Below are 25,068 nucleotides of genomic sequence, written 5' to 3' on the forward strand. Positions count from 1 at the left end.
CCGCACTGCTCATGACGACCCCCTGCCTTGGCAGGGGGTCTTTTTTTGGGCAGATGAGCGGGTGAACAGAGGAGGGGACTGGTCGGCAGCCCGGCCATCAAGCGCGGGGGTCTTCCACCTTGATGTTGGCGGGGACCCGCTTCTTGCCCAGCACCATGGCGCGGACCAGATCGCTGCGGGTGAGGCGATCGGTCAGGAGTACCACGGCCGCATGGACGCCAACGGCGGCCATCAGGGTGTTGGCGATGATGCCGTGCAGCTCCTCCAGCCACTCCTCGCCCCAGAAGGCATCCCAGGTGGTGAGCCAGCCGGTGACGACGGTCCCGACCAGGGACAGCAGCAGCAACCAGATCATCAGGGAGCCGACCGGATTGTGGCCGAGGTAGTAGGGGTGGCGCCCCTGGGCGAGCTGGCGCAGGTAGTAGCGGACCCGGGCAGGGGTTGGGCACCACTGGCCGAAGCGGGCGTAATAGGGGCCGACCAGCCCCCACAGCAGGCGGATGATGAGCAGGATGCCCACCGCGTAGCCAGCATATCTGTGGGGTTTGCTGCCCTCTTCCAGCACGAAGAAGTTGAGCAGGCAGAGGGTGACGGTCGCCCAGTGAAACACCCGGATGAGGGGATCCCAGACTTTCACTTCAGAGGCAGGTGTCATGGCAAGGCTCCATGGTGGGGCCGGGGGAAGACCGGCCCGGGGCGGCGTTACTCGTCGATCTCTTCTTTCACCTTTTTCAGGTCGGTCGGGTCGAAGTAGATCTCGACCTTGCGCTTCTCCTTGTCCCAGCCGTAGATCTCGTAGCAGCCGGTCTTGGTGGCCTTGAACTTCTTGATGTCGTATCCCATCGCCTTGATCTGCTGCTGGGCGTCGGCTTCGCTCATCCACTTGCTCTTGTCGGCCTGGGTGCATTGGGGGTCGGCCAGGGCTGCGCCGCTCAACAGGGGGATCAGTAACAACAGGGGGGTCAGTTTCATTGCTTGCTCCTTGCGGGTGGTTGGGTCAACAGTCGCAAGGCTAATCAAGGCGCATTAAGGAAGAATTAAGGGAAAAGGGAAATGAATGGCTCTCCCCGGCGGTGGGCCGGGGAGAGGGTGATCAGCTTAGCTTGCCCCTGACCAGCCACTTGTCCAGCGCATTGGCGAAGCGCTGCTTGTCGGCGGCGTTGAAGGGCGCAGGGCCACCGGTCTGGACGCCGGCAGAGCGCAGCTCCTCCATGAAGTTGCGCATCCCGAGCCGTGCCTGGATGGTCTCCCGGGTGTAGATCTCGTCCCGGGGATTGAGCGCCTCGCCCCCGGCGTCGATGACCCAGGAGGCGAGGGGAATGTCGCCGGTGATCACCAGGTCGCCGGGCTTGACCTGCTGGGCGATGACATGATCTGCCACATCGAAGCCCTTCTCCACCTGCTGGGTCTTGATGAAGGGGGAGGGGGGGACTCTGAGCCCCTGGTTGGCCACTAGCGTGGTCACCACCTGGGCGCGGTGGGCGGCGCGGTAGAGGATCTCCTTGACCGGGATGGGGCAGGCATCGGCATCAACCCAGATGGGCATGGCATGGCTTCCTGTGTCTGGAACGGGTGGCGCATCTTAGCATGGCTGGTGCGGGGCGGCTGCCCCGGGGCTGAGTCGTCCCCGCCTTTGGTGTAAGCTGGGGCCTGCACATGAAACGAGAAGGAGACGAGATGGATCGGGTGCCCGGTGACGTGATTTATGGCCTGACCCTGGACGGCAAGGGGGGCATGACCCCGCTGGCCGAAGGTAGCGAGATCCCCTGTGCCCAGCCCGGCTGGCTGCATCTGGACTATGGCAACCCGGAGTCGGCGCGCTGGCTGCTGCAGACGCCGCTGCTGGGGGAGGCGGCCCGGGAGGCCCTGCTCGGCCAGAGCAATCGTCCCAAGCTGGTGCGGATGGGGGAGACGGTGCTGCTGATCCTGCGCGGCATCAACCACAACAAGGATCACAGGCCTGAAGAGATGGTGGCCCTGCGGATCTTCATCACGCCGGATCTCATCATCAGCAGCCGACGTCGTCCGCTGCTCTCCGAGAAAGATGTGTTCGAGCAGCTGTCGCTGGGGGGCGGTGCCGACACACCCGCCGACTGGCTGGTGGAGATATGCGACGCCCTGACCGACCGGGCCGGGGAGTTCGTCGAGGAGCTGCACGACCAGATCCTGGATCTGGAAGAGATGGTGCTGATGCGCGACCTGCCCGCCAACGGTCGGCTTGCGCGCATCCGCAAACAGCTCATCATGATCCGTCGCTACCTCTCCCCCCAGCGGGATCTGGTGGCGCGCCTGGCCAACGAGAAGATCAGCTGGCTGGACGAAGATGACAGGCGACGCCTGCTCGACATCGCCGACCGCTTGCGGCGCTGGCTCGACGATCTGGATGCCGGGGTGGCGCGCACCGCCGTGCTGGCGGACGAGATCAACAACCTGATGGCGGAGGCGACCAACCGCCGCGCCTACCAGATGTCGGTGATGGCGCTGCTGTTCCTGCCCGCCAGCTTCCTGACCGGCCTGTTCGGCATCAACCTGGGGGGGATCCCCGGGGCCGAGAGTCCGACCGCCTTCTGGGTGTTCTGTGGCTTCCTGCTGGTGCTGGCGACCGGACTGGCGGTCTGGCTCAAGCACAGGCGCTGGTGGTAAGGAGTGAACATGACGACATGGGAATCTTTTGGCGTGACCCTGCTGCTGTTGCTGGGGCACACCCTGGTGCGCGGCCTCATTCACAAGAGCCTGATGGCCCTTGGCCAGAGCCGGCAGGTGAGCGAGAACCGGGTACTCTACGTGGAGCACGTATTCCACTTCCTGCTGGGCTGCGCCACCCTGCTGATCCTGGCCGGGGTCTGGGGGCTCGACTTCTCCCGGCTGGTGGTGCTCGCCTCCTCCTTCTTCGCGGTACTGGGGGTCGCCATGGTGGCCCAGTGGTCGATCCTCTCCAACATCACCGCCAGCATTACCATCTTCTTCGCCTTCCCCTACAAGATTGGCGATCGCATCCGCATCCTCGACAAGGATGACTCCGTCACCGGCATCATCACCGAGATCGGCCTCTTCTACGTGCGGGTGCGGGATGACAACGGCGATCTGGTCACCTATCCGGCGAACCTTATTCTGCAAAAGCCGGTGAGGCGGCTGGAGGGAAAGGAGGCTGAGCCTACGCAGCCGGAATGAGAAAAGGCTCCCTCGGGAGCCTTTTTCGATGGCTGTTCAGCGTTCGAAGAAGCGGTAGAGGTGCTCGACCTGGACGGGGCAGTCGGCCACCAGGTGGATGTGGTCCCGTGCCTCCTCGGTGGACGAGAAACTCATGGGGCACCCCAGGGTGTCCGTCATCACGTAGAGGTGGCCGTCCTGCCCCCTGAACTCTACGATCCAGCCGGGGGAGACGATGTCGTGCATGATCTCCGCCTCCTTGAACCTGTGCTGCTGGTGAAGCGCGCGCAATTCACTGACTGTCATGACATCCTCCTATGACTCATGGCGCCACCCTCAAGTCTAGTTCTCCTTCCCGTTGGCGCCGTCATCGGATCAGGGCGCCGTCGCCCCCTCACGGGGCGGTTGCAGGGCGATCAGCAGCTCCCCGGGCAGCGGCGTGACAGGGCCGGTGACCACCCTGGGTCTGGCCCTGGCATCCAGCACGAACAGAGGAATGGCGCCGGGATTGGCCTCCTGATACTGGTCCCAGTCGAAGGTGTCGCTCAGGCGGGTCGCCTTGATCTGCCCGCCCCGGCTCAGCAGGCCGCTCAGCCTGGCGAAGTTGATGTCGGCACCGAACAGGTTCTGGCGGGCACGGAAGGTGGCGCTCTCCCGGTTGGCCTTGCCGTGCTGTTCGCTGGAACGCAGGGAGTGGACCTTCTCCTCCCCGTAGAGGTGGGCGAAGTGCAGCACCCCGAGGGCGTTGTTGTGGCGGCTGGGAGAGAGCGCCAGCACGGTGCTGATGCTGGTGAGGGGCAGGTGCCGCTCGGCGTGCTCCGACTGGGGGTTGCCGAAGTAGCAGGGCAGGCCGCTCATGCGGGCCAGCTTGCAGTGCTCCCAGGCAGGATCGGAGAGCTGCACCGGGATCCCCTGATCCGCCAGCGCCTTGCCGATGGCCCGGGCCACCGAGTTGGCGCCGATGAGCAGCCAGACATTGGGGGCGCTCTGGCGCATGTCGAGCAATCTGGCCAATGGCGTGGCCGTCAGGCTCTGCAGCACCACGGTGAAGATGATGACCGCAAACACCAGGGGCACCAGCTTGTCGGCATCCTGGATGCCGGCCTCGTGCATGCTGATGGCGAAGGAGGCGCTGACCGCCGCCGCCACTATGCCCCGGGGGGCTATCCAGGCGAGCAGGGCGCGGGCGCGCCAGGGCAGGTCCGACCCCCGGGTCGAGACCAGGATGCAGAGCGGGCGGGCCACGAACTGCACCACGCACAGCAGGGCCAGCACCATGGGGCCGAGCTGCCAGAGCTGGGCCAGATCGAGGCGGGCCGCCAGCAGGATGAAGAGGGAGGAGATGAGAATGACGGCGAGATCCTCCTTGAAGGCCAGCACCTCCTCCAGATCCAGCCCCTCCTGGTTGGCGAGCCAAATGCCGAACACGGTCACCGCCAGCAGGCCGGATTCGTGACTGAGCCAGTCAGACAGGGTGAAGGTCACCAGCACCAGCGCCAGTACCCCGAACTTGTGCAGGCTGACCGGCAGCCAGTCCTTGCGGATGAGCAGGGTGGTGAGCCAGCCGGCACCGACCCCGATGAGCGACCCCACTCCCACCGTCTTGGCCAGGGCCAGCAGGGTATGACCGACCAGATCTCCCTGGCTGCCGAGGCGCACCGCCTCGAACACCAGTACCGCGAACAGGGCGCCGATGGGGTCGATGACGATCCCCTCCCAGCGGAGGATCTTGTCCACCTCCCGGACCGGGCGGATCACGTTGAGCATGGGGGCGATCACCGTGGGGCCGGTCACTACCAGCACGGCGCCGAGCACCATGGCGACCCGCCAGTCCAGCCCAAGCAGGAAGTAGCTGGCGGCGCCGATGACGGCAAAGCTGGTCACCATGCCGGTGGAGCAGAGGTTGCGTACCACCTTGCCGATCCCCTTGAGTTCGGTCAGGTGCAGGGTCAGCGCCCCTTCAAACAGGATGATGGCGACCGAGAGGGAGACCAGGGGAAACAGCAGATCCCCCAGCAACTGATCGGGATCGAGCAGACCGGTCACCGGGCCGAGCAAGAGGCCGCTCAGCAGCAGGAACAAAATGGCGGGAACGCGCACGGACCAGGCAAGCCATTGGGCGAGCAGGGAGATGAGGGCTATTCCGGCGAGGGAGAGAGCAATCATGCCAACCTCGTACAGGTGATGGGGTTGGACCTAGTGTAGCGGGGAAGGGGGGCAAGATGACACCCGCCAGGCGTGCAGGGGAGAGCCGCTCAGATCAGATGGGGCTCTCTTTGTGGAGTTCGGTGACGCAATCGGTCACCGCCAGCACCAGGGCGGAGCGCACCATCTGATCGAGCCGGTTGAGCTGCATCTGGTAGAGGGGCCAGTCCTCCTCGTTGGCCGGGGGATCCTGCGGCATCATGCTGCCCTGCTGGATGGCATTCAGGCGCTCGAGCAGATCGCGGACCGGCTTGTCGCTGAAGCGGTAATCCTTGGGGTCGCGTACCAGAAAGTCGCGGATCTTCAGGTATGCCTCGAGATCCTGATAGCGCTCGAGGGAGATGAGGCCGAGGGCGAAGATGAGCTTGAGGCGCACCTCCAGCTGGCCGAGGGGGCCGCTCTGGTTGAGCAGGGGTTCGATGGCGTATTTGACGGCATACTCCTCCTGACGAAAGGCTCGCCGCATCAGGGAGTCGACCGCCTCTTCCAGGATGGTCACGACCTCGAGAAAGAAGCCGCGGGGGCCATCCTGCTCGTTCAGTCGCTCCAGTACTTCATCTTCCTGGTGTGTGGTCATAAGTGCTTCGGGTCCGGCTGACAGGGGGAGAGCAGGCCCTCCCCCGGTTTGTATCGTATGGGGTCCGTCACGGGCGGTGTGACGCCACCCCATCAGGTCACTTCAAGTTGTTGTAACGGGCGACGATGGTGCGTACCACATCGCTGTGCTCATCCAGGCCGGTGACGCGGGCCAGGGTCCGTGCCGGACCAAGTTCCGCCAGCATGGCCTGCAGCTCCACCGCCTGGGGATCGTCCTCATTGCGGTAATGCAGTGCGGCGGCGATGCCCTCCTGCAGGTGATCGCTGGGCAGGCCGTACTCCAGGGTGCCGAGCAGCGGCTTCACCAGCCTGTCCCCCGCCGCCAGCTTGCGCAGCGGCTGGCGACCGACCCGGTCAATCTCGTCCACCAGATAGGGGTTGGCGAAGCGGGAGAGGATCTTCTCGATGTAGGCGGCGTGCAGGCGCGGGTCGAAGCCGTAGCGTTTCACCAGCACGGCCCCGCTCTCCTCCATGGCGCGGCGCACCTTGCTGCGGATCAGCGGATCCTCGATCGCCTCGCGCACGGTGTGATAGCCCCTGAGCTTGCCGAGGTAGGCGGTGACGATGTGGCCGGTGTTGAGGGTGAACAGCTTGCGCTCGACGAAGGCCATCAGGTTGTCGGTGGGCTCCATGCCCGCTACCTGGGGCATCTCCCCCTTGAACTGGGTCCGATCGACGATCCACTCGCTGAAGCTCTCCACCGTCACCTCCAGGGGATCGTCGTTCGCCGCGGCGGGCGGAACGATGCGATCCACCGCCGAGTCGACGAAGCCGACGCACTGCTCGAGGGTGGCATGATACGCGACCGGCAGGTACTTGAGTACCTCCTCCTTGAGGTGGCTGGTGCCGCGCACCATGTTCTCGCAGGCGATGACGTTGAGGGGAGTCAGGTTGCCGGCATCGAAGCGGGCCTGCAGCCCCTTGGCCAGGGTGCTGGCAATCTTGTCCAGGATGTTGGGGCCGACCGCCGTGGTGACCAGATCGGCGGTGATGATACGGGCGATCACCTCGTGTCCGGCCGAGCTGACGGCGGCAACGTTGCGCACCACGTCCAGCTTCTGATCCGTGCCCACCACGTGCACCTTGTACTCCTGGCGGTGGTTGAGCTGGTCGATCAGGGTCTCGTTGACGTCGGCGAAGGTGACCTGATGGCTGGCGTCAGCCAGCAGTTTGCCGATGAAGCCCCGACCGATGTTGCCGGCACCAAAATGCAATGTTTTCATGATATTAACCTCTACAACCAAAGACGATGACGGATGATTACGCGGCCTGCTCGGCCCCCAGCAGATCCAGGAACTCCTGGGGATCCTGGGTGCTGGCCAGACGGTCGACGAGACCGGGCTCATCCAGTGCATTGGTCAGGCGGGTTATGACCTGTATGTGTTCATCGTTGCGGGCGGCAATGCCGATTACCAGGCGCGCCACTTCATCGGCGCCCTCGCCGAAGGCGACCCCGGCAGGGTATTGGCAGATGACGATGCCGGTACGCTTCACGTGCTCCTTGGCGGCGATGGTGCCGTGGGGCACGGCGATGGATTCGCCGAGGTAGGTGGAGACCAGCTGTTCGCGCTCCAGCATGGCGTCGACGTAGTCCGGTGCCACATAGCCTCGCTCGGCCAGCAGCTTGCCGGCGGTCACGATGGCCGCTTCCTTGCTCTCGGCCTTGAGGCCCAGGTGCACGTCTTGCAGGCTCAGGGTGAAGACTTCCGGCTCCTGCGGCTCGTAGCTGTCGTCGTTGGCCGCCACCAGCAGTTGCGGGTTGGCGACGTCATCGTTGGCCGCGTTGGCCAGGCTGAGGTTCTGTACCAGCTCCTGATAGAGGGCGTTGTCGAGGAAGTTGGTCAGCGAAATATGCTGTGCATGCGGCGCATGGCGACGGGCACGGTCGGTGAGATCCTTGTGGGTGATGACCAGATCCACCTGATCATCCAGGTTGTTGATGGCACGGTTGGTGACGCTGATGTCGAGACCGGCGGCCTGCACCCGCTTGCGCAGCATGCCGGCGCCCATGGCGCTGGAGCCCATGCCCGCATCGCAGGCGACGACGATGTTGCGCACTGCGGTCAGCTCGGTTTCCGGCTTCTTGGCGGCGGTGGTCTCGGGCTTGGTACCCTTCATGGCCTTCATCTTGCGGGTGGCTTCACCCAGGGCATCGGCCTCGTCGGCTTCCGGCTGCTGGGCACGGACGAACACGGCGGCGACCAGGAAGGAGACGGTGGCGGAGGCGACGATGGAGAGCAGCACCCCGATGAGGGAGGCTTTCGGCGTCATCAGCAGCACGGCGAAGATGGAGCCCGGGGAGGCGGGGGAGACCAGACCGGCGTTGAACAGGGTCAGGGTGAAGACCCCGGTCATGCCGCCTGCGATCACCGCCAGGATGAGGCGCGGGTTCATCAGCACGTACGGGAAGTAGATTTCGTGGATGCCGCCGAAGAAGTGGATGATGGACGCACCGGCTGCGGACTGCTTGGCGGCGCCACGGCCGAACACCATGTAGGCCAGCAACACGCCCATGCCCGGACCCGGGTTCGCTTCGATCAGGAAGAAGATGGAGCGGCCCTGTTCGGTGGCTTGCTGGATCCCGAGCGGCGAGAAGATGCCGTGGTTGATGGCGTTGTTCAGGAACAGGATCTTGGCCGGCTCGACGAAGATGGAGGTGAGGGGCAGCATGTGGTTGTCCACCAGGAAGCCGACACCGCTCGCCAGCACGCCGGAGAGCACCTTGACGAAGGGACCGATGACGAAGAAGGCGAGAATGGCGAGCAACATGCCGATGATGCCGGCGGAGAAGTTGTTCACCAGCATCTCGAAGCCGCTCTTGACGCGACCTTCCATCGCCTTGTCGAAGCGCTTGATGGCCCAGCCACCCAGCGGGCCGACCATCATGGCGCCCATGAACATGGGGATGTCGGTCCCCACGATGACGCCCATGGTGGTGATGGCACCGACCACGGCACCCCGGTCACCCCCGATCAGCTTGCCGCCGGTATAGCCGATGAGCAGCGGCAGCAGGTAGGTGATCATGGGACCAACCAGCTTGGCCAAGGTTTCATTGGGCAGCCAGCCAGTGGGGATGAAGAGGGCGGTGATGAAGCCCCAGGCGATGAAGGCGCCTATGTTGGGCATGACCATATTGGACAGGAAGCGTCCAAAATTCTGTATCTTGACTTTGGTATCCGGTGATAACATGTCGGGACCCCGTTTTAAGCCTGTGTGATTAAAAGTGGTAGTCGGGATGACGAGTTTTGCCGAACTCCCATCCCAGTCGTCTAAGCAACTTCAATCTACCAGCTTGTGATCAAATTAGGCTGAAAACGGGGTGTCTTGTGACCTGGATCTCAAATACCCCGACCTCCCCCCTCCCGGCATAGTGATGACGATCACAGTCAGTCGCTGTATTTCGGCAACATTTCGATCTTCTCGCCTCTGGGTGTCAATTTTTTGTGATTGATGTCTCGTTTTGTGGTTTGCGCAAACACGGTGTCAACGTGACTGTCGTCACAAAACCAAATTTTGCACTCAAATGAGTCATGATTTGTCGCCTCGTATTCGCAAGTAATGACGATGGATATGCCGTAGTTCATCGTTAATCACCAATGAATCATTTATTTTGTAACCCACTTTCAGTTTTTCCCCCGAGAGGATCGGTTCCGACAAGGCCTCTTGTGACGCCCGGGTGGCGGATCCTGATCCGCTCCCGTCTCGATCCTCCCTGCCGGTCGCGACGCAGGCTGGGGCCTGCGAGCGGGTCTCCCATTCCGTCTGCCCGCGGAGCGCAGCCATAAAAAAAGCCCGCAGGATGCGGGCTTTTGCAGAGCAGACAAGCAGGGGGATCACTGCGCCTTGGGGGCCTCGTCGGCAGGCGCTGCATCGGCCTCGCTGGCAGGAGCGACCGGCGCCGGGCCAGGAACCAGATCCACCGCCGGCTTGGCGATGAGGGAGCGGGTCTCTTCCACCGCCTCGGTCAGCTTCACCTCGATGATCTGGCCGAGCTCGTAGACCACCTCGGTCTTGTCCAGATAGACGCGACCGTTGTCCCAGTTGCACTCCAGCCGATCCTTGTTGTCCAGGATATGGCGGGCGGGCATGAAGACCACGGCGCCGTTCTCCTGCAGGCGCAGCTTGAGGCCGGCGCGCATCACGTCGATGATCTCGGCGTTGAACACCTTGTCGGTGCCCGCATCGGCCTTGAGGTAGCGCACATAGAGCCAGTCGCCGATGTCGCGCTCCACCATGCGGTGCAGGCGGCGGCAGGCGGTCAGGTGCTCGGTCAGCTCCAGGCTGGGGCGCTCACCCGGGGTCTTGCCGGCGATGACCGCCTTGAGCAGGCGATGGTTGACCATGTCGCCGTATTTGCGGATGGGGGAGGTCCAGGTGGCGTAGGCATCCAGACCCAGGCCGTAGTGGGCACCCGGTTCGGCGGACATCAGGGCATAGCTCTGGAAGCGGCGGATCTTGCCGTCCAGCCAGCGGGTGTCCAGGTTGTCTATCCAGCGTCGCAGGGCGCAGAAGCCGGAGAGGCTGGCGATCTCTTCCTTCTCGAACGGGGCCTCGGCGGTCTTGAGCAGCTCGATGGCGCCGTCCAGGGACTCCTCGTCAAAGCCGGTGTGGACGTTGAAGATGCCGTAGCCGACCTCTTTGCCCAGCACGCGGCCGGCGCAGATGTTGGCGGCGATCATCGACTCTTCCACCATGCGGTTGGCGATGCGGCGCGGCTCCACGTGGATGGCCAGCACTTCGCCGTCTTCACCCAGCTCGAAGTCGTAGTCGGGTCTGTCCGGGAACACCAGGGCGTGCTCGGTACGCCACTTGATGCGGGCCTCCGTCATCGCCTTCATCAGGGGCAGCTGGGCCAGGACGCCGGCGTCGATATCCAGCGCTTTGCCGTGCTCGGCCCAGTCGGAGACGTCGTCATAGCTGAGACGGGCATGGGAATTGATGCGGGCGGCGAAGAACTCGGTCTCCTCCAGCAGCAGGCCGTCCTCGGCGATGAGCAGACGGGCGCACAGGGTGTTGCGCTCCTCGCCCTCTTTCAGGGAGCAGAGCTCGTCGGAGAGGGTGCGCGGGATCATGGGTACGTTGCGTCCCGGCATGTAGACGGTGAAGGCGCGCTGGGCGGCCTCCTTGTCCAGCTCGCTCCCCTCGGCCACATAGGCGGTCGGGTCGGCGATGGCCACCAGCAGCTCCCAGCCGTTCTCCAGCTTGGTGATGGCCAGGGCATCGTCCATGTCCTTGGTCTTGGCACCGTCGATGGTGAAGAAGGGAACCTGGGTCAGATCCCGGCGGGGCAGCTCTTCCTCTTCGATCACCTTCCACTCCGGCAGGTCCGCCGGTTCAATCTGGGCCAGGTTGTGGCGCGCCAGCACCACCCACCAGGGCACGTTATGATCTTCCTGGGTGGCGATGAGCTGGGTGATCTCGGCGGAGAAGTTGCCGTCCACCAGGGCATGGCGCTTGAGGGTCGCCACCACCCAGTCCCCTTCCTTGAAGGATTTCTCGTCCAGACCCTTCTTGGCGCGGGCCTTGATGGCGTCCTTGATGAGGGGGTGGTCGGGCACCACGTTGAGGCGGTCGCGGAACATCTTGACGCGGCCGACGAAGCGGGTGACGGCCTGCTCCAGCAGGGCATCCGGCTCGGCCACCTCTTTCTCTTTTTCAGTGCGGATCAGGGCGCTCACCCGGTCACCGTGCATCACCTTCTTCATGTAGGGAGGCGGCACGAAATAGCTGGTCTTCTCATCGACCTCCAGGAAGCCGAAGCCCCGATCGGAGGCGCGGATCACACCCTCTTTCTTGGGGATGTTTTCGCGGATTTGTTGCTTGAGCTGGGCCAGCAGCGGATTGTCTTGGAACATAAATGGGGAACCTGAGTGGAGACCTGATGGTTAATCGCCCAGCACTATACGTTTTTACCCCCCCAAAGCCAAGGTGAATGGCCCCCTCAACGGGGTTGCAGTGCCCGTCGCCCCTGCTGGATCAGGCGCTGGGATATCTGCTTGTGCAGCCCCCGCTCCAGCACCCAGCGGTGCCAGTAGAGCTGCTCGACCAGGTGGTGATCCGGGTTGAGATCGAGCAGGCGCCCCTCTTCCAGTTGCTGGCGGATCTGCAATTCCGGGATGAGGCAGCAGGCCAGCCCCTGCTCCGCCATGGCGACGAAGGCCTCGGAGGATCGCACCGTGTGGCAGGGGTAGCCACCGGGGGGGAGGGCGAAATGACGGGCCATGTAGCTGATGTGCATGTCGTCGCGCTGATCGAAGGCCACCGCCGGCGCCTTGGCCAGGGCCGCCGCCGTGAGGCCGTTCGGGAAGTGGCGGGCGACGAAGGCGGGGCTGGCGGTGAGCAGATAGCGCATCTCGCCGAGTTCGTCGACGCAGCAGCCCGCCAGCGGCTGGGGTTGCAGGCTGACGGCGCCGAACGCCTGCCCCTCGCGTACCCGGTCCAGGGTGCGGCTCTCGTCATCCACCAGCAGGTTCAGCTCGATGGGGTATTGCTCCAGCAGTGGCGCCAGGGCGGGCAGGAACCAGGTAGCCAGGCTGTCGGCATTGACGGCGATGCTGACCCGGATGGGGGCCCTGGGCTCGTCGGGGGAGAGCTCGCCGGCCAGCTCCAGCTCCAGCTGGCGCACCTGGCGATAGTGGGCCAGCAGCTTCTGGCCGAGCCCCGTGGCCTGCAGCGGCTGGCTGCGGATGATGAGCGGCTCCGCAAACTGCTGCTCCAGCTGCTTGATGCGCTGGGAGATGGCGGACTGGGTGATGTGCAAGCGCTGGGCGGCACGCTCGAAGTTTTGCTCCCGGATCACCGCGTCCAGGGCCAGCAGCAGCTTGTAGTCCAGCGTTTTCATCAGCATTCCTTATGAAAAAAGGGAGTTCAGCAAGAATGCTACTCAAGGGCGCGCCAGAGGACAACCTGACCGCCCCCATGAAGGGGGCCCGTGTCCGGGGCCGCCCCTGTGAGATGTGACAGTAGTCCTGACATGAGATTCATAAGATACTCACTCGGTCCGTTTTTGCATGGGGTGGAAACGGACCATAGCGAGCGTCTTGAATCCCGGGCCGGTCCCGGGACTTTTTTTTGCTCAGATGACGGCGAGCAGTGCATCCCCCGCCGGCCGGTAATGGCCCTGCAGGGGGCGATGGACGGCGCGGTCGAAACGCTCGTCCAGGTGGAAGCGGATGCCGACCCCGCGCACGGCCCCCAGATCCACCGCCTGGCGATGGCCGAGGCGCTCGATGGGCAGGCCGAGGCGGCGGAAGATGCGCTCCACCGGCAGGCTGACCACGGCCACCAGCTCGCGGATCCCCTGCTCCCTGGCGAAGGCCAGCACCTCGCGGAAGATGACGCAGGTGAGTTCGCTGATGCCGTTCTCCAGGCGAGGGGCCCGGTCGGCGTCGATGGCGAGGCGAGTCAGCTCCCACACGTCGTTGCCGCGAGGGGGGGCTTCGCCAGCGAGGGCGGTGGGGAAGATGCTGGGCAGCATGTAATCCTGGGCGCAGCTGAGCAGGCGGATGCAGCCGCACAGCCCCTGCTTGTCTTCAATCAGCACCCAGTGGGTGTCGGGCTTGTCGAAGTTGTCCCGCTCCAGGCCACGGCGGGATTCCACGTCCCAACCGAGTCGATCGGAGAAGACGCGGTTGCGAAATCGGTAGAGCTCGTTTTCGACCTCCCATCTGGGGTGTTCTTTCAATTTTCCTTTGAAAACAAGCATTCATGTCTCTCCATTTCATGGTTAGGCGCTATAATCCAAGGCCTTGGCCAGGGGAGGCTTGCCTATGACACGCGACCAACTGCTTGAGTACCTGGAACATTTCACGCTGGTGACCGATGGCAACCGGTTGTCCGAGCTCATCGGCCGCTTCACCCTGGGAATGGGTTACGACTACTACCGCTTCGCCCTCATCCTGCCCATGTCGATGCAAAGGCCCAAGGTGGTGCTGTTCAACCAGTGCCCCGACTCCTGGGTACAGGCCTACACCCTGAACAACATGCTGGCCTGCGATCCCATCATCCAGCTCGCCCGCAGGCAGACCCTGCCCATCTACTGGAACCGGCTGGACGAGAAGGCGCGCTTCCTGCAAGAGGGGAGCATGGATGTGATGGGGCTGGCGGCGGAATTCGGGTTGCGCAACGGCATCTCGTTCCCGCTGCACGGGGCGGCGGGGGAGAACGGCATACTCTCTTTCATTACCCGGGAGCGGGCGTCGAGCGATCTGATGCTGGAGTCCTCGCCCATCCTCTCCTGGATGTCCAACTACATCTTCGAGGCGGCGATCCGGATCGTGCGCCAGAGCATGAGGGAGGACGATCCCCAGGAGCCCCTGACGGAGCGGGAAACCGAGTGCCTGTTCTGGGCCAGCGAAGGGAAGACATCGGGGGAGATCGCCTGCATCCTCGGCATCACGGAGCGCACCGTGAACTACCACCTCAATCAGGTCACCCGCAAGACGGGGTCGATGAACCGCTACCAGGCCATCGCCAAGGGGGTGAGCAGCGGCATCCTGCTGCCGAACCTGGAGCAGGTGGTGGTCACCAACTTCCCCTCCCTTCTGCAGTGAATACAGGCCCGGCGGCACCGGCTCGTCGCCTGGCATCCCCTCTGTCGCCATCACCGCTGTCCTGCGCCGTCCCATCCTGCCGCCGATTCTCGGGGCGGGGCTGTGACCCCACAATTGTCAGATCCTGCAATTGACAACCTTCTTTGTGTGGTTTCGGCCCGGTTTTCATCAGTTTTATGAATGCATCAGAAAATGAATGAATTTCTCTGATTACCCGCGCCCCCTTATAGTGCGTTTCTCTCTTTCACAGGAACGCATCTCCATGTTCGCTACCACCCTGCAAGGCTTTACCCTCGGCCTTGCCATGATCATCCCCATCGGGGCCCAGAATGCCTTCGTGCTGAGCCGGGGCATTCACCGCAATCACCACCTGCTGACGGCGACCCTCTGCTGCCTGTGCGACCTCGTGCTGATCGGCATCGGGGTATTCGGCGGGGCCAACCTGCTGGCGGCCAGCCCGATCGGGCTGGCGCTGCTGACCTGGGGCGGCGTGCTCTTCCTCGGTTGGTTCGGTATCCGTTCCCTGCGCAGTGCCTGGCGCGGCCAGGAAGCGGCCCTGGCGGACTCGCCCCGGTTGATGGGGGTGAAGAGCGTGCTGGCCATGACCCTCGGAGTGACTCTGCTCAATCCCCACGTCTACCTGGATACCCTGATGCTGCTTGGTTCCTTCGGCAGCCAGTTTGCCGAGGAGCTCAGACCCGCCTTCGCGGCGGGGGCCATGCTGGCTTCTCTGGTCTGGTTCTACGGACTGGCGTTCGGGGCGGCGGCACTCTCCCCCTGGCTTGCCCGGGGCCGGGTGCAGCAAGCCATTGATCTTGTTGTAGGTCTCATCATGCTGGTGCTGGCAGCCAAGCTGGCATTGGGTGCCATACCGGCCTCGTGAGGCTATTTTTGTGCCGGGCTTCATAAAAATGAGTCCCGGTGCCATCTGCTGACATATTCGTCTGTTAAATTCCCGGCGCTGGTAAAGCGTTACTCATAATAAAAGGGAAAAAACAGTGAATAACACCATGAAGCTGGGGGCTATTGCCGCCATCGTGCTGCTGTCTGCCTGCAGCAACGAGAATGACAGCAAGGCGCAGCCGGGGACCGTCTCCCTGCGCCTGATCCAGACCTCCGACATCCACTCCAACGTGCTGGGGTACGACTACTACCAGAACAAGGAGGATCGCAAGTTCGGCCTCTCCCGCACCGCCCTGCTGATCCGCGCCGCCCGCGCCGAGAACCCCAACAACCTGCTGCTCGACAATGGCGACCTCATTCAGGGCACGCCGCTGGCGGACTACATCTTCGAACAGTCCGGTGCCGGCTATCTCGAGAAGCAGGCGCACCCGGTGTTCAAGGCGATGAACGAGCTGGGCTACGACGCGGGCAACCTGGGCAACCACGAGTTCAACTACGGCCTGGACTACCTTGGCAAGGTACTGGCGGGAGCCGACTTCCCCTATGTGAACGCCAACGTGTTCGAGGCGGGGGCCTTCAAGCGCGATGCCAAGGGACAAATTGACTGGAGCGGCAACAAGTTCACCCCCTATCTGCTGCTGGAGCGCGAGGTGACCGATGACAAGGGCCAGCGCCAGCGCGTCAAGGTGGGCATCCTGGGTCTGACCCCGCCCCAGGTGCTGCAGTGGGACAAGCGTCATCTGGAGGGCAAGGTGGTGGTGGCCGACATGGTCGAGACCGCCAATCACTATGTGCCCGAGCTGCGCGCCAAGGGCGCCGACATCGTGGTGGTGGTGGCCCACACCGGCATCAATGCCAGCAGCTACGAGGCCATGATGGAGAACTCCGCCTGGCATCTGGCCAAGGTGAAGGGGGTGGACGCCCTGATGCTGGGCCACGCCCACAAGAACTTCCCCGGGGACTTCCCGGATCTGCCGGAGGTGGACAACCAGGCCGGTACCCTCAGCGGCATCCCCACCGTGATGCCCGGCTACTGGGGCAACCACCTCGGCATCATCGACCTCAAGCTGGAGCAGGTGGACGGCAAGTGGCAGGTGAAGCAGAGCCAGGCCAGCCTGCGCAAGATAGACGCCAGCGAGGGCAGTGCGGTGGATCAGCGGGTGGTGGACCTGGTGCAGGCCGACCACGACGCCACCAACCAGTGGCTGGACGAGCCGCTCGGCAAGATCACCTCCCCCATCCACAGCTTCTTCGCCCTGGTGCAGGACGACCCCTCGGTGCAGCTGGTGAGCGATGCCCAGCGCCGCCACGCGGAGCAGTTGCAACAAGACGGCCTGCTCAAGGAGTCCTACCCGATCCTCTCGGTGGCGGCCCCCTTCCGTGGCGGTCGCAACGGCATCAACGACTTTACCTACGTGGCCCAGGGTGACATCTCCCTGCGCAACGTCTCTGACCTCTACATCTATCCGAACACCCTGCAGGTGGTCGAGGTGAACGGGGCCACCGTCAAGGAGTGGCTGGAGATGAGCGCCGGCCAGTTCAACCAGATCGACACCGGCAAGACAGAGGTGCAGTGGCTGGTGAACGAGAGCTTCCCCACCTACAACTTCGATGTGATTGACGGGGTCAACTACGAGGTGGACATCACCCAGCCGGCCCGCTACAGCAAGGACGGGGTCAAGGTGAGCGACGGCCAGCGCATCAGCGGCCTCACCTTCAACGGCCAGCCCGTGGACCCGGCCCAGAAGTTCTACGTGGTGACCAACAACTACCGCGCCAGCGGCGGCGGCCACTTCCCGGGCATCGACGGCAGCAACATCGTCCATGAAGATCCCTTCGAGACGCGGGAGATCATCGCCCAGTACCTGAAGGCCCAGTCTGCGGACAACCCGGCTGGCTTCAGCCCGGCGGCCAACAACAACTGGCACATGAAGGCCCTGCCCGCCAACGTGGACGTGCGCCTCTACTCCTCGCCGACCGACGAGGCCAAGGCCCTGGCGGGGGCGGATCTGTCGTACCAGTCCACCCTGCCGATGGATGACGCCAAGCACCCCGGCTACGCCATCTACCGCCTGATCCGCCAGTAAGGCAGACGCTGGCAGCCAACAAAAAAGCCCTCGCAGTGCGAGGGCTTTTTCATGGGGCGCGGTGCCATCCTGTCCTGTCGTCTGGACTTGCCCGGTCGACGGGGCGGGAGGGCATCAGTAGTAGCCGGGATCGTCCGGATTGGGGCGGGTCTTGAAGCGGCGGTGCAGCCACATGTACTGCTCCGGCGCCTTGCGTACGGCGGCTTCAATCTCGCGGTTGGCGCGGCTGGCATCCGCCATGTCGTCACCGCTCGGGTAGTCCGCGAGCGGGGCCCCGATATGCAGGGTGTAGCCCTCCCGGGTGCGGATGTTGTAGCAGGGCAGGGTGACGGTGTTCTTCACCCGGGCCAGGGTGGCGGTCCCCGTGATGGTGGCGGCCTGCTCCACCGCGAAGTAGGGCACGAAGACGCTGGCATGGCTGCCGTAGTCGTGATCCGGTGCATACCAGAGGGCGTCGCCGTTGCGCAGCGCCTTGATCATCCCCTTCACGTCCATCCGGTCCACCAGGTATTTGTTGGAGGCGCAGCGACCGTGGTACTGGGCGAACTCCAGCACCGGATTGGTGTTGGGGCGATAGACGCCGACCCCGGGGCGCACCAGGCCGAAGCAGCGGGCATTGAGCTCAAGGGTGAGGAAGTGGCAGGAGAGCAGCAGCATCCCCTGGCCCTTCTCCATGGCGTTGATGACGTGCTCTTCCCCTTCCACCTTCATCAGGCGGCGCATCCGCCAGTCTGGCCAGAACCAGGCCATGCCCACCTCGAAGATGGCGCAACCCACGCTCTCGAAGTTCTGCACCAGGAGGGCTTCGCGCTCATCCCGGCTGAGCTCGGGCATCGCCAGCTCCAGGTTGCGGCGGGCAATCTTGACGCGGGATTTCAGCAGCTTGCGGGCCAGGGTGCCGAGCTGGCGGCCCAGCCACATCTGACTGCGCCAGGGCAGCAACACCAGCAGCCAGAGCAGGGAGAGGCCCAGCCAGCTCCCCCAGTAACGGGGATGGAACAGACGGGGTTCGAGGCGGGGAGCGTGTTCTTGGGCCATGAAGAGTCTCTTGTTCGCAAAGGCAAAGGGGGGAGTCCGACCGAACCGGGGGGCCTGTGTGGGGTGGCCCGGCGCGGATGCGGTCACTCGCATGTCGAGGATTCTATCCGAAAAGCGGGGGCGGGCGCGAATCGCCGTCATCTGGTCAGAGGGGGCATCAGGGGGCAGGGCCGTGCTTTTTTCACGCCCCGGAAAAGAGTGTGATAAAATCGGCCGCTGAATTTTTCAGGTTTTGAGAGCCGATACAGATGAAAATCACCCTGCCCGAGTTTGAAAAAGCCCGCATCCTGGTCGTTGGCGATGTCATGTTGGATCGCTACTGGCATGGCCCTACCGGCCGGATCTCCCCCGAGGCACCGGTCCCCGTGGTCAAGGTCGAGCACATCGAGGAGCGTCCGGGTGGCGCCGCCAACGTGGCGCTCAACTCCGCCGCCCTCGGCGCCCAGGCCGTGCTGCTGGGCCTGACCGGTCAGGATGAAGCCGCCGATGCCCTCGCCAGCCAGATGGCCGGGGTCAAGGTGGCCTGTGATTTCGTGCGCCTGACCGACTATCCGACCATCACCAAGCTGCGAGTGCTGTCCCGCAACCAGCAACTGCTGCGCCTCGACTTCGAAGAGGCCTTCCACGACGTGGATGCCAGCCTGCTGATGGGCAAGGTGGAGCAGGCGCTGCCCCAGGCGGACGTGATGATCCTCTCCGACTACGGCAAGGGCGCCCTCAACGATGTGCCCGGCATGATCCGGCGTGCCCGCGCCGCCGGTATCCCCGTGCTGGTCGACCCCAAGGGGACCGATTTCGAGAAGTACCGCGGTGCCACCCTGCTGACCCCCAACATGTCCGAGTTCGAGGCCGTGGTGGGCAAGGTGAAGGGGGAGGAAGACCTGGTCGCCAGGGGGCTGGAGCTGGTCAAGCGCTTCGAGCTGGACGCCCTGCTGGTCACCCGTTCCGAGAACGGCATGACCCTGATCCGCGAAGGGCAGCCCGAGCTGCACCTGCCGGCCCAGGCCCACGAGGTCTATGACGTCACCGGTGCCGGTGACACCGTCATCTCCACCCTGGCGACTTCCCTTGCCGCGGGCAAGAGTCTGGACGAGGCCTGCGCCCTGGCCAACACTGCCGCCGGCATCGTGGTCGGCAAGCTGGGGACCTCCACCGTGAGCCCGGTGGAGCTGGCCAACGCCCTCTATACCGAGCAGGAGACCGGCTTTGGCGTCATGTCCGAGGCCCAGCTCAAGGTGGCCGTCCAGGCCGCCCGTCTGCGCGGCGAGAAGGTGGTGATGACCAACGGCTGCTTCGACATTCTGCACGCGGGTCATGTCTCCTATCTGGCCAATGCGGGCAAGCTGGGGGATCGCCTGATCGTGGCGGTGAACACCGACGAGTCCGTGCGTCGCCTCAAGGGGCCGGGTCGCCCGGTCAACCCGACCGAGCGCCGTATGACTGTGCTGGCGGCCCTGGGTGCCGTGGACTGGGTGGTACCCTTCAGCGAAGACACTCCCCAGCGTCTGATCGCCGAGATCCTGCCAGACCTCCTGGTCAAGGGGGGCGACTACCAGCCCGAAGAGATCGCCGGTTACGCCGAGGTGACCGCCAACGGCGGCGAGGTGCGGGTGCTGAACTTCGAGGACGGCTGCTCCACCACCGACATCATCAAGACCATCCGCGAGCGCGGATAAGCGTAAAACCCGGCCAAGGCCGGGTTTTTTGATGGCTATGTCCCAATTACGTGTTGCATCGGGTGCCCTAGCGCCTCATGCAAACACATCTTGGTATTTACCTCCCTGCCGTAACGTTCCAGCATCCTGCGCCAGCCCAGATAATTCCTCAGGTAGTGGGTTGCGACTCCATGGAATCGTTCCATCCACTCCTTCAACCGCCGGTGATATCCGTTCACATGCTGGATGTGGTATGCCCCAATGACTCGCTCACCTCGACGGTTGTACACCACCTGATGTGTTATGCCCCACGCTTGGCTGAAACTGGCATACACCCCTGCACCATCACTGCAGAGCACTGCATCGGGCGCGATGAGTGGCTGCAACACCGCTTTCACCGTCTGCGCATCCAGCCTTTCCAGCTGAAAGTCGGCTTGATGGCCCGCCCTGTCCTGCACCACCATCACCGGGATATAATCCCGCCCGGTCCCCCGGGTACGCCCTTTCCCGCCACGATGTCTTGCCGGACGAGGCAACCCTCGCTGCCCCTTGAACGATTCGAGGAAGAAGGTTTCATCCACTTCCACAATGCCTTCTTCCCGTGTTGCCTGGTGGTTTGCCATCGCCTTCAGGAAGCGGTGACGCCACAAGAAGGCGGTGTTCTTGCAAACACCGCAGCGGACGGCGGCCTGGCGGACAGTGAGCCCGTCGATGAGAGCCTGGGCGTAGTCCTCCCAATGCTCAGCCTTACGTAATCTGGCCAAAGGCGTCTTGGTGAGGAGGGAGCTGGTTCGCCGACACTGCTTACAACGGTAACGACGCAGCCCACGGCTCCAGCCCCAGGGGGCCAGCTGGGTGGCATCCGCCTGGCAGTGGGGACAGCCGCAGCATGTGGGTAACTGGGCATGGAGGGACGTAATCGGGTGTGGAGCGGCGAGCTCATGCTGAGCGACACGGCGCTGACGCAGAGTAAGTAATGGAAAGAGGGACAACAGGTGTTGGAAGGCTGGCGTATCCATGATGAAGGTCCTCGCGGTGATGACCTACTTCCAGATTAGCCTTCCAACACATAATTGGGACAGCGCCTTTTTGATGGGGCTGCCGGGTCGGTGACATGGCCGCTGCCTGGCAGGCCCCGACCAACGCACTTCCAGCGGCGAACAGAGATGAAAAAGGCGACCCCGGGGTCGCCTTTTCTCATGGTGTGCGCCTGACTCAGGACTTCTTGGTGACCTGGGCGGCGGGCATCAGACCCTGGTTCACCTCTTCCAGATCCTTCTGCTCCAGGATGCCGGCGGCCTGCTTGAGCGAGAGGATGCTGAGGATGTAGTTGTAGCGGGCCTCGGAGAGCTTCTGCTTGGCCTGATACAGCTTGCGGGTGGAGTCCAGCACGTCGACGATGGTGCGGGTACCCACCTCGTAACCGGCCTCGGTCGCCTTCAGGGCGCTGTCGGCGGAGATGACGGACTGGCTGTAGGCGCGGACCGAGCCGATGCTGGCGTTCACGTTGTTGTAGGAGGAGCGGACCGTGCTCTGCACCGAGCGGAAGCTGCGCTCGAGCTGTTCGCTGGCGGCCACGTAGTTGAACTGTGCCTGCTTGACCTGGGAGGTGGTGGCCCCGCCGGTGTAGATGGGCAGCTTGAAGTTCAGGCCGATGTTGCCCTGATTGCTGTTGCTCTCGGGGTTGCGGATCTCGTCCTTGTAATCGTTGTAACCGGCGTTCAGGCCGGCGCCCAGATCCAGGGTCGGTTCATGACCGGTCTTGGCCAGATCGATCTGCTCCTTGGCGATGTCCTTGCCGATGCGGGCGCTGTGCAGCTCCAGGTTCTTGTCCAGGGCCAGTTCCAGCCACTTGTCGGAGTTGAACGCGGTCTTCTGCGGGCTGAAGCGATCGGTGTTGAGCACGTCCAGTTGACGGTGGTCGATACCGGTCAGCTCGCGCAGGCTCTCGTAGCTGTTGTCCAGGGTGTTCTCGGCATTGATCTCGTCCGCCAGCGCCTGATCGCGCTCGGCCTCGGCTTCGTGCACGTCGGTGATGGCGGTCAGGCCCACTTCGAAGCGCTGCTGGGTCTGTTCAAGCTGACGCTCGACCGCGGTCTTGTTGGCACGCACGAATTCCAGGGTATCCATGGCCTTGAGCACGTCGAAGTAGGCCTGGGCGGTACGCAGCATCAGGTTCTGGTACTCGAGGTTGTAGGCCACGTCGGACTGGGTGGCGCTCTTCTCGGTCAGATCCAGGTTGACCCAGTTGCTGCGACGGTAGATGGATTGATCCAGGGTCACGGAGCCGGTAGCGCCCGTGTTGGTCATGGTGTCGTTCTTGTTTTGCAGGTAGTTCAGGCCGGCGCCCAGGTTGATCTGGGGCAGCAGGGCTGCACGGGATTCGTTGATCTTCTCGAAGGCCTGGTCCCGCTTGGCCTTGGATTCCAGCAGCTGGGTGTCCTTGATCTGGGCCTGTTGGTAAATATCGAGCAGGTTTTCGGCATGAGCGGCGCCGCTCACACCCAGCATCACCATGACTGACAAGAGTGTTCTTTTCATATGATAGTTTTAACCTTTTGTATCAACCCAAAGCTGTCCGCTGGATGAAGGGGGGATTGTCACCGACCAAGCTTGATTTCAGCTTAACCACTCTACTATAAGCAGATTTCATTGCGAACTGTCTCTTTTCCAGCTGCGGAAACGTCAAGGTCCGGGGCGAGTTTTCTCGGCAACGCGCCTAGCCAAATGCCCTGTGGCTGCTAAAATCCTTCCCTCATCGTCGGCGAGAGCGAGTGAATGAATGTTCATTCATGCCCCCGAATATTATGGTCAAACCAAGCCAAGTCAAGCTGGCAGGAGTCTCGAATGTCACAGCAAGCCTTGCCTCAAACCTGCCACTACTCCAGCGATGATGTGAAAATCATTGAAAAATCAGCTGGATATAATGGCTTCTTCAAGGTGAATGTCTACCGCCTGCAACACAGGCTGTTTGCCGGTGGCTGGAACGCCCCCATCGTCCGGGAACTGTTCGAACGTGGCCATGCCGCCGCCCTGCTGCCTTATGATCCGGTGCGAGACGAGATCGTGCTGGTGGAGCAGTTTCGCATCGGCGCCATAGAGACCAGCGCCACCCCCTGGCTGCTGGAGCTGGTGGCCGGCATCATCGATGAAGGGGAGACCGCCGAGGCAGTGGTGCGGCGCGAAGCGGTGGAAGAGGCAGGGATCGAGGTGGGACGCTGCGAACACGCCATCAGCTATCTGGTGAGCCCGGGTGGCAGCACCGAGCGCATCGAGGTGTTCGTGGGCGAGGTGGATGCCAGTCAGGCCAAGGGGATCCACGGTCTGGCGGAAGAGGGGGAAGACATCCGGGTCCACGTGGTGAGCCGCGAGCAGGCCTATGCCTGGCTCAAAGAGGGGCGCATCGACAATGCCGCCTCCGTCATCGCCCTGCAGTGGCTGGCTCTGAACCACGGCGAGCTGCGGGCACGCTGGCTGGCGGGGCGCTGAGGTGACGCTCGTTCAGACCCGGGTCAGGTGCCCTGTGTCCGACTGGAACACTGTGCAGTGGGTCCACCCTTCATGGACCCTGATTGAGGGAGCCGCGACATGTCATTAGTCCAGAGCCCGATGAAGCGCTATGTGCCTGATTTGATGTCCTTGCAGCGTACCTGCGAGGTCAATTACATGGCGCTGATGAAACTGTTGCCGCCTGGCGGCAGCGTGGGTGCCGAGCGCCGCTATCAGGTCGGCAACGGCCTGCAGTTCCAGCTCACGGTGACAGAGGAGAGCCGCTTCACCAGCCAGGTGATCCTGGCCCAGCACAACCCCGAATTGCCGAGCTACTTGCAAGCCCGGATAGAGATTCGTTTGTATCATGATGTGCGAATGGCGGAAGTGTGTGCGGCGCAACAGATTTCAATGTTGCAACCACGTTATGATTATCCCAATCAAAAAATGCATCACAGGGATGAAAAGGAGCAGGTAAATCTATTCTTGGCCGATTGGTTGAGATTTTGTCTCAAACACGGCACCAGCCTGATTAACATCCTCTAGTCGAACCCATAAAAAAGAAGCGTGATTTTGGAAACAGAGCTACCTCAGGCGCCGGACGGCAGTGTGCGCCTGTTACAGATTACCGATACCCATCTCTTCGCCAGTACCGAGGGGCGGCTGCTGGCCGTGCCCACGGCGCAGAGTCTGGCCGCCGTACTGGAGCGGGTGCAGGCCAACGAGCACCCGTTCGATCTCATCCTCGCCACCGGGGATCTTTCCCAGGATCACAGCCCGGAGTCCTACCAGCGTTTCGCCTCCATGATGGCGCCCCTGGCTCGCCCCATCTACTGGTTGCCCGGCAACCACGACGACGGCCCCCTGATGACTGAATACCTCCATGCGGCCGGCATCAGCGAGGCCAAGCAGCTGGTGGGGGATCACTGGCAGGTGATCCTGCTGGATACCCAGGTGCGCGGCAAACCCCACGGGGTGCTGGGGGATCACCAGCTGGCGGCCCTGGATCAGGCCCTGCGCCAGCATCCCGAGCGCCATGCCCTCATCGCCCTGCACCATCAGGCGGTGCCGGTGGGCTGCGCCTGGCTGGATCAGCACAACCTCAAGAATGCCGACGACCTGTTCGCCGTGCTGGCCCGCCACCCGCAGCAGAAGACCATCCTGTTCGGCCACGTCCATCAGGAGTTTGACGAGGTGCACTACGGAGTGCGGCTCATCGCCAGCCCCTCTACCTGCATCCAGTTCAAGCCGCTCTCCGACGGTTTCGCACTGGACGAATCCGGCCCGGGCTGGCGCTATCTCACCCTGTACCCGGATGGCCGGGTGGCGAGCCAGGTGTGGCGCCTGCCGCTGGGGCAGTTCGTGCCCGACCCCAATGCCACCGGTTACTGA

The 25,068-nt window shown here is 63.4% G+C and carries 23 protein-coding genes; 9 read left to right on the top strand and 14 right to left on the bottom strand.

The features are described from left to right. Positions 1 to 97: 97 nt before the first annotated feature. From PG879_RS10410 to PG879_RS10420, 3 genes are all read right to left on the bottom strand, one after another. The gene (locus tag PG879_RS10410; protein ID WP_103255095.1) at positions 98 to 655 is read right to left on the bottom strand and encodes a cytochrome b/b6 domain-containing protein; all 558 of its coding nucleotides are present in this window, start codon (positions 653 to 655) and stop codon (positions 98 to 100) included. Positions 656 to 702: 47 nt separating this feature from the next. After that, positions 703 to 972, bottom strand: coding sequence for a PepSY domain-containing protein (locus tag PG879_RS10415; protein ID WP_010672753.1), 270 nt, complete (start codon positions 970 to 972; stop codon positions 703 to 705). Positions 973 to 1,093: 121 nt separating this feature from the next. Then, positions 1,094 to 1,546: a YaiI/YqxD family protein gene (locus tag PG879_RS10420; protein ID WP_270830143.1), complete on the bottom strand. Its 453-nt coding sequence runs from the start codon at positions 1,544 to 1,546 to the stop codon at positions 1,094 to 1,096. A 131-nt stretch (positions 1,547 to 1,677) separates the two neighbouring features. Between PG879_RS10420 and zntB the strand changes: the two genes are divergently transcribed. Both zntB and PG879_RS10430 read left to right on the top strand, forming a co-directional pair. Continuing rightward, on the top strand, positions 1,678 to 2,643 hold the full coding sequence (zntB, locus tag PG879_RS10425) for a zinc transporter ZntB (protein WP_174213885.1): 966 nt from the start codon (positions 1,678 to 1,680) through the stop codon (positions 2,641 to 2,643). Positions 2,644 to 2,652: 9 nt separating this feature from the next. Then, positions 2,653 to 3,171 (top strand): mechanosensitive ion channel domain-containing protein, encoded by a 519-nt coding sequence (locus PG879_RS10430; RefSeq protein WP_052815684.1) that lies wholly within the window; start codon positions 2,653 to 2,655, stop codon positions 3,169 to 3,171. Positions 3,172 to 3,207: 36 nt separating this feature from the next. Here PG879_RS10430 and PG879_RS10435 read toward each other — a convergent pair whose 3' ends face one another. The 8 genes from PG879_RS10435 to PG879_RS10470 form a co-directional block, all read right to left on the bottom strand. After that, the gene (locus PG879_RS10435; protein WP_010672757.1) at positions 3,208 to 3,456 is read right to left on the bottom strand and encodes a hypothetical protein; all 249 of its coding nucleotides are present in this window, start codon (positions 3,454 to 3,456) and stop codon (positions 3,208 to 3,210) included. A 69-nt stretch (positions 3,457 to 3,525) separates the two neighbouring features. Next, entirely contained in the window at positions 3,526 to 5,316 is a 1,791-nt protein-coding gene (locus PG879_RS10440) for a cation:proton antiporter (RefSeq protein ID WP_223955856.1), read from the bottom strand. A gap of 94 nt (positions 5,317 to 5,410) precedes the next feature. Continuing rightward, positions 5,411 to 5,932 (bottom strand): MltR family transcriptional regulator, encoded by a 522-nt coding sequence (locus PG879_RS10445; protein WP_010672759.1) that lies wholly within the window; start codon positions 5,930 to 5,932, stop codon positions 5,411 to 5,413. Between the two features lie 97 nt (positions 5,933 to 6,029). Beyond that, the gene (locus PG879_RS10450; protein WP_039039765.1) at positions 6,030 to 7,175 is read right to left on the bottom strand and encodes a mannitol-1-phosphate 5-dehydrogenase; all 1,146 of its coding nucleotides are present in this window, start codon (positions 7,173 to 7,175) and stop codon (positions 6,030 to 6,032) included. Between the two features lie 37 nt (positions 7,176 to 7,212). Further along, positions 7,213 to 9,141 (bottom strand): PTS mannitol transporter subunit IICBA, encoded by a 1,929-nt coding sequence (locus tag PG879_RS10455; RefSeq protein ID WP_039039764.1) that lies wholly within the window; start codon positions 9,139 to 9,141, stop codon positions 7,213 to 7,215. A 644-nt stretch (positions 9,142 to 9,785) separates the two neighbouring features. After that, positions 9,786 to 11,807: an exoribonuclease II gene (locus PG879_RS10460; RefSeq protein WP_010672763.1), complete on the bottom strand. Its 2,022-nt coding sequence runs from the start codon at positions 11,805 to 11,807 to the stop codon at positions 9,786 to 9,788. A gap of 86 nt (positions 11,808 to 11,893) precedes the next feature. Next, positions 11,894 to 12,793: a LysR family transcriptional regulator ArgP gene (locus PG879_RS10465; RefSeq protein ID WP_010672764.1), complete on the bottom strand. Its 900-nt coding sequence runs from the start codon at positions 12,791 to 12,793 to the stop codon at positions 11,894 to 11,896. Between the two features lie 234 nt (positions 12,794 to 13,027). Further along, the gene (locus PG879_RS10470) at positions 13,028 to 13,657 is read right to left on the bottom strand and encodes an acyl-homoserine-lactone synthase (RefSeq protein ID WP_029313613.1); all 630 of its coding nucleotides are present in this window, start codon (positions 13,655 to 13,657) and stop codon (positions 13,028 to 13,030) included. 64 nt (positions 13,658 to 13,721) lie between these two features. On the opposite strand from PG879_RS10470, the gene PG879_RS10475 reads away from it, so the two are divergent. The 3 genes from PG879_RS10475 to PG879_RS10485 all read left to right on the top strand — a co-directional run bounded on the left by PG879_RS10475 (position 13,722) and on the right by PG879_RS10485 (position 17,494). Then, positions 13,722 to 14,504, top strand: a complete 783-nt coding sequence (locus PG879_RS10475; RefSeq protein WP_010672766.1) for a LuxR family transcriptional regulator — start codon at positions 13,722 to 13,724, stop codon at positions 14,502 to 14,504. Positions 14,505 to 14,766: 262 nt separating this feature from the next. Next, entirely contained in the window at positions 14,767 to 15,387 is a 621-nt protein-coding gene (gene lysE / locus PG879_RS10480) for an L-lysine exporter (protein ID WP_103243798.1), read from the top strand. 127 nt (positions 15,388 to 15,514) lie between these two features. Beyond that, a complete protein-coding gene (locus PG879_RS10485) occupies positions 15,515 to 17,494 on the top strand; it encodes a bifunctional 2',3'-cyclic-nucleotide 2'-phosphodiesterase/3'-nucleotidase (protein ID WP_041214379.1) in 1,980 nt (659 codons plus the stop codon). A gap of 114 nt (positions 17,495 to 17,608) precedes the next feature. Here the strand turns inward: PG879_RS10485 and lpxL are convergent, their stop codons facing one another. Next, positions 17,609 to 18,532 (bottom strand): LpxL/LpxP family Kdo(2)-lipid IV(A) lauroyl/palmitoleoyl acyltransferase, encoded by a 924-nt coding sequence (gene lpxL, locus PG879_RS10490; protein WP_270830144.1) that lies wholly within the window; start codon positions 18,530 to 18,532, stop codon positions 17,609 to 17,611. A gap of 248 nt (positions 18,533 to 18,780) precedes the next feature. On the opposite strand from lpxL, the gene hldE reads away from it, so the two are divergent. After that, on the top strand, positions 18,781 to 20,208 hold the full coding sequence (gene hldE, locus PG879_RS10495) for a bifunctional D-glycero-beta-D-manno-heptose-7-phosphate kinase/D-glycero-beta-D-manno-heptose 1-phosphate adenylyltransferase HldE (protein WP_270830145.1): 1,428 nt from the start codon (positions 18,781 to 18,783) through the stop codon (positions 20,206 to 20,208). 35 nt (positions 20,209 to 20,243) lie between these two features. Here the strand turns inward: hldE and PG879_RS10500 are convergent, their stop codons facing one another. Together PG879_RS10500 and tolC are read right to left on the bottom strand one after the other, a co-directional pair. After that, positions 20,244 to 21,206 (bottom strand): IS1595 family transposase, encoded by a 963-nt coding sequence (locus PG879_RS10500; protein WP_042016014.1) that lies wholly within the window; start codon positions 21,204 to 21,206, stop codon positions 20,244 to 20,246. Positions 21,207 to 21,402: 196 nt separating this feature from the next. After that, a complete protein-coding gene (gene tolC / locus PG879_RS10505; protein ID WP_029313618.1) occupies positions 21,403 to 22,728 on the bottom strand; it encodes an outer membrane channel protein TolC in 1,326 nt (441 codons plus the stop codon). Between the two features lie 306 nt (positions 22,729 to 23,034). Between tolC and nudF the strand changes: the two genes are divergently transcribed. The 3 genes from nudF to cpdA all read left to right on the top strand — a co-directional run bounded on the left by nudF (position 23,035) and on the right by cpdA (position 25,068). After that, positions 23,035 to 23,676 (top strand): ADP-ribose diphosphatase, encoded by a 642-nt coding sequence (gene nudF, locus PG879_RS10510; RefSeq protein WP_213319781.1) that lies wholly within the window; start codon positions 23,035 to 23,037, stop codon positions 23,674 to 23,676. 99 nt (positions 23,677 to 23,775) lie between these two features. Beyond that, positions 23,776 to 24,222 carry a DUF1249 domain-containing protein gene (locus tag PG879_RS10515; RefSeq protein ID WP_039039758.1) on the top strand — a complete coding sequence of 149 codons (447 nt, stop codon included), beginning with the start codon at positions 23,776 to 23,778 and terminating at the stop codon, positions 24,220 to 24,222. A 27-nt stretch (positions 24,223 to 24,249) separates the two neighbouring features. Continuing rightward, positions 24,250 to 25,068, top strand: coding sequence for a 3',5'-cyclic-AMP phosphodiesterase (gene cpdA / locus PG879_RS10520; RefSeq protein ID WP_270830146.1), 819 nt, complete (start codon positions 24,250 to 24,252; stop codon positions 25,066 to 25,068).

Origin of the sequence: Aeromonas sp. QDB63 (assembly GCF_027707425.1) — a bacterium.
In the GTDB taxonomy this organism is placed as follows: domain Bacteria; phylum Pseudomonadota; class Gammaproteobacteria; order Enterobacterales; family Aeromonadaceae; genus Aeromonas; species Aeromonas caviae.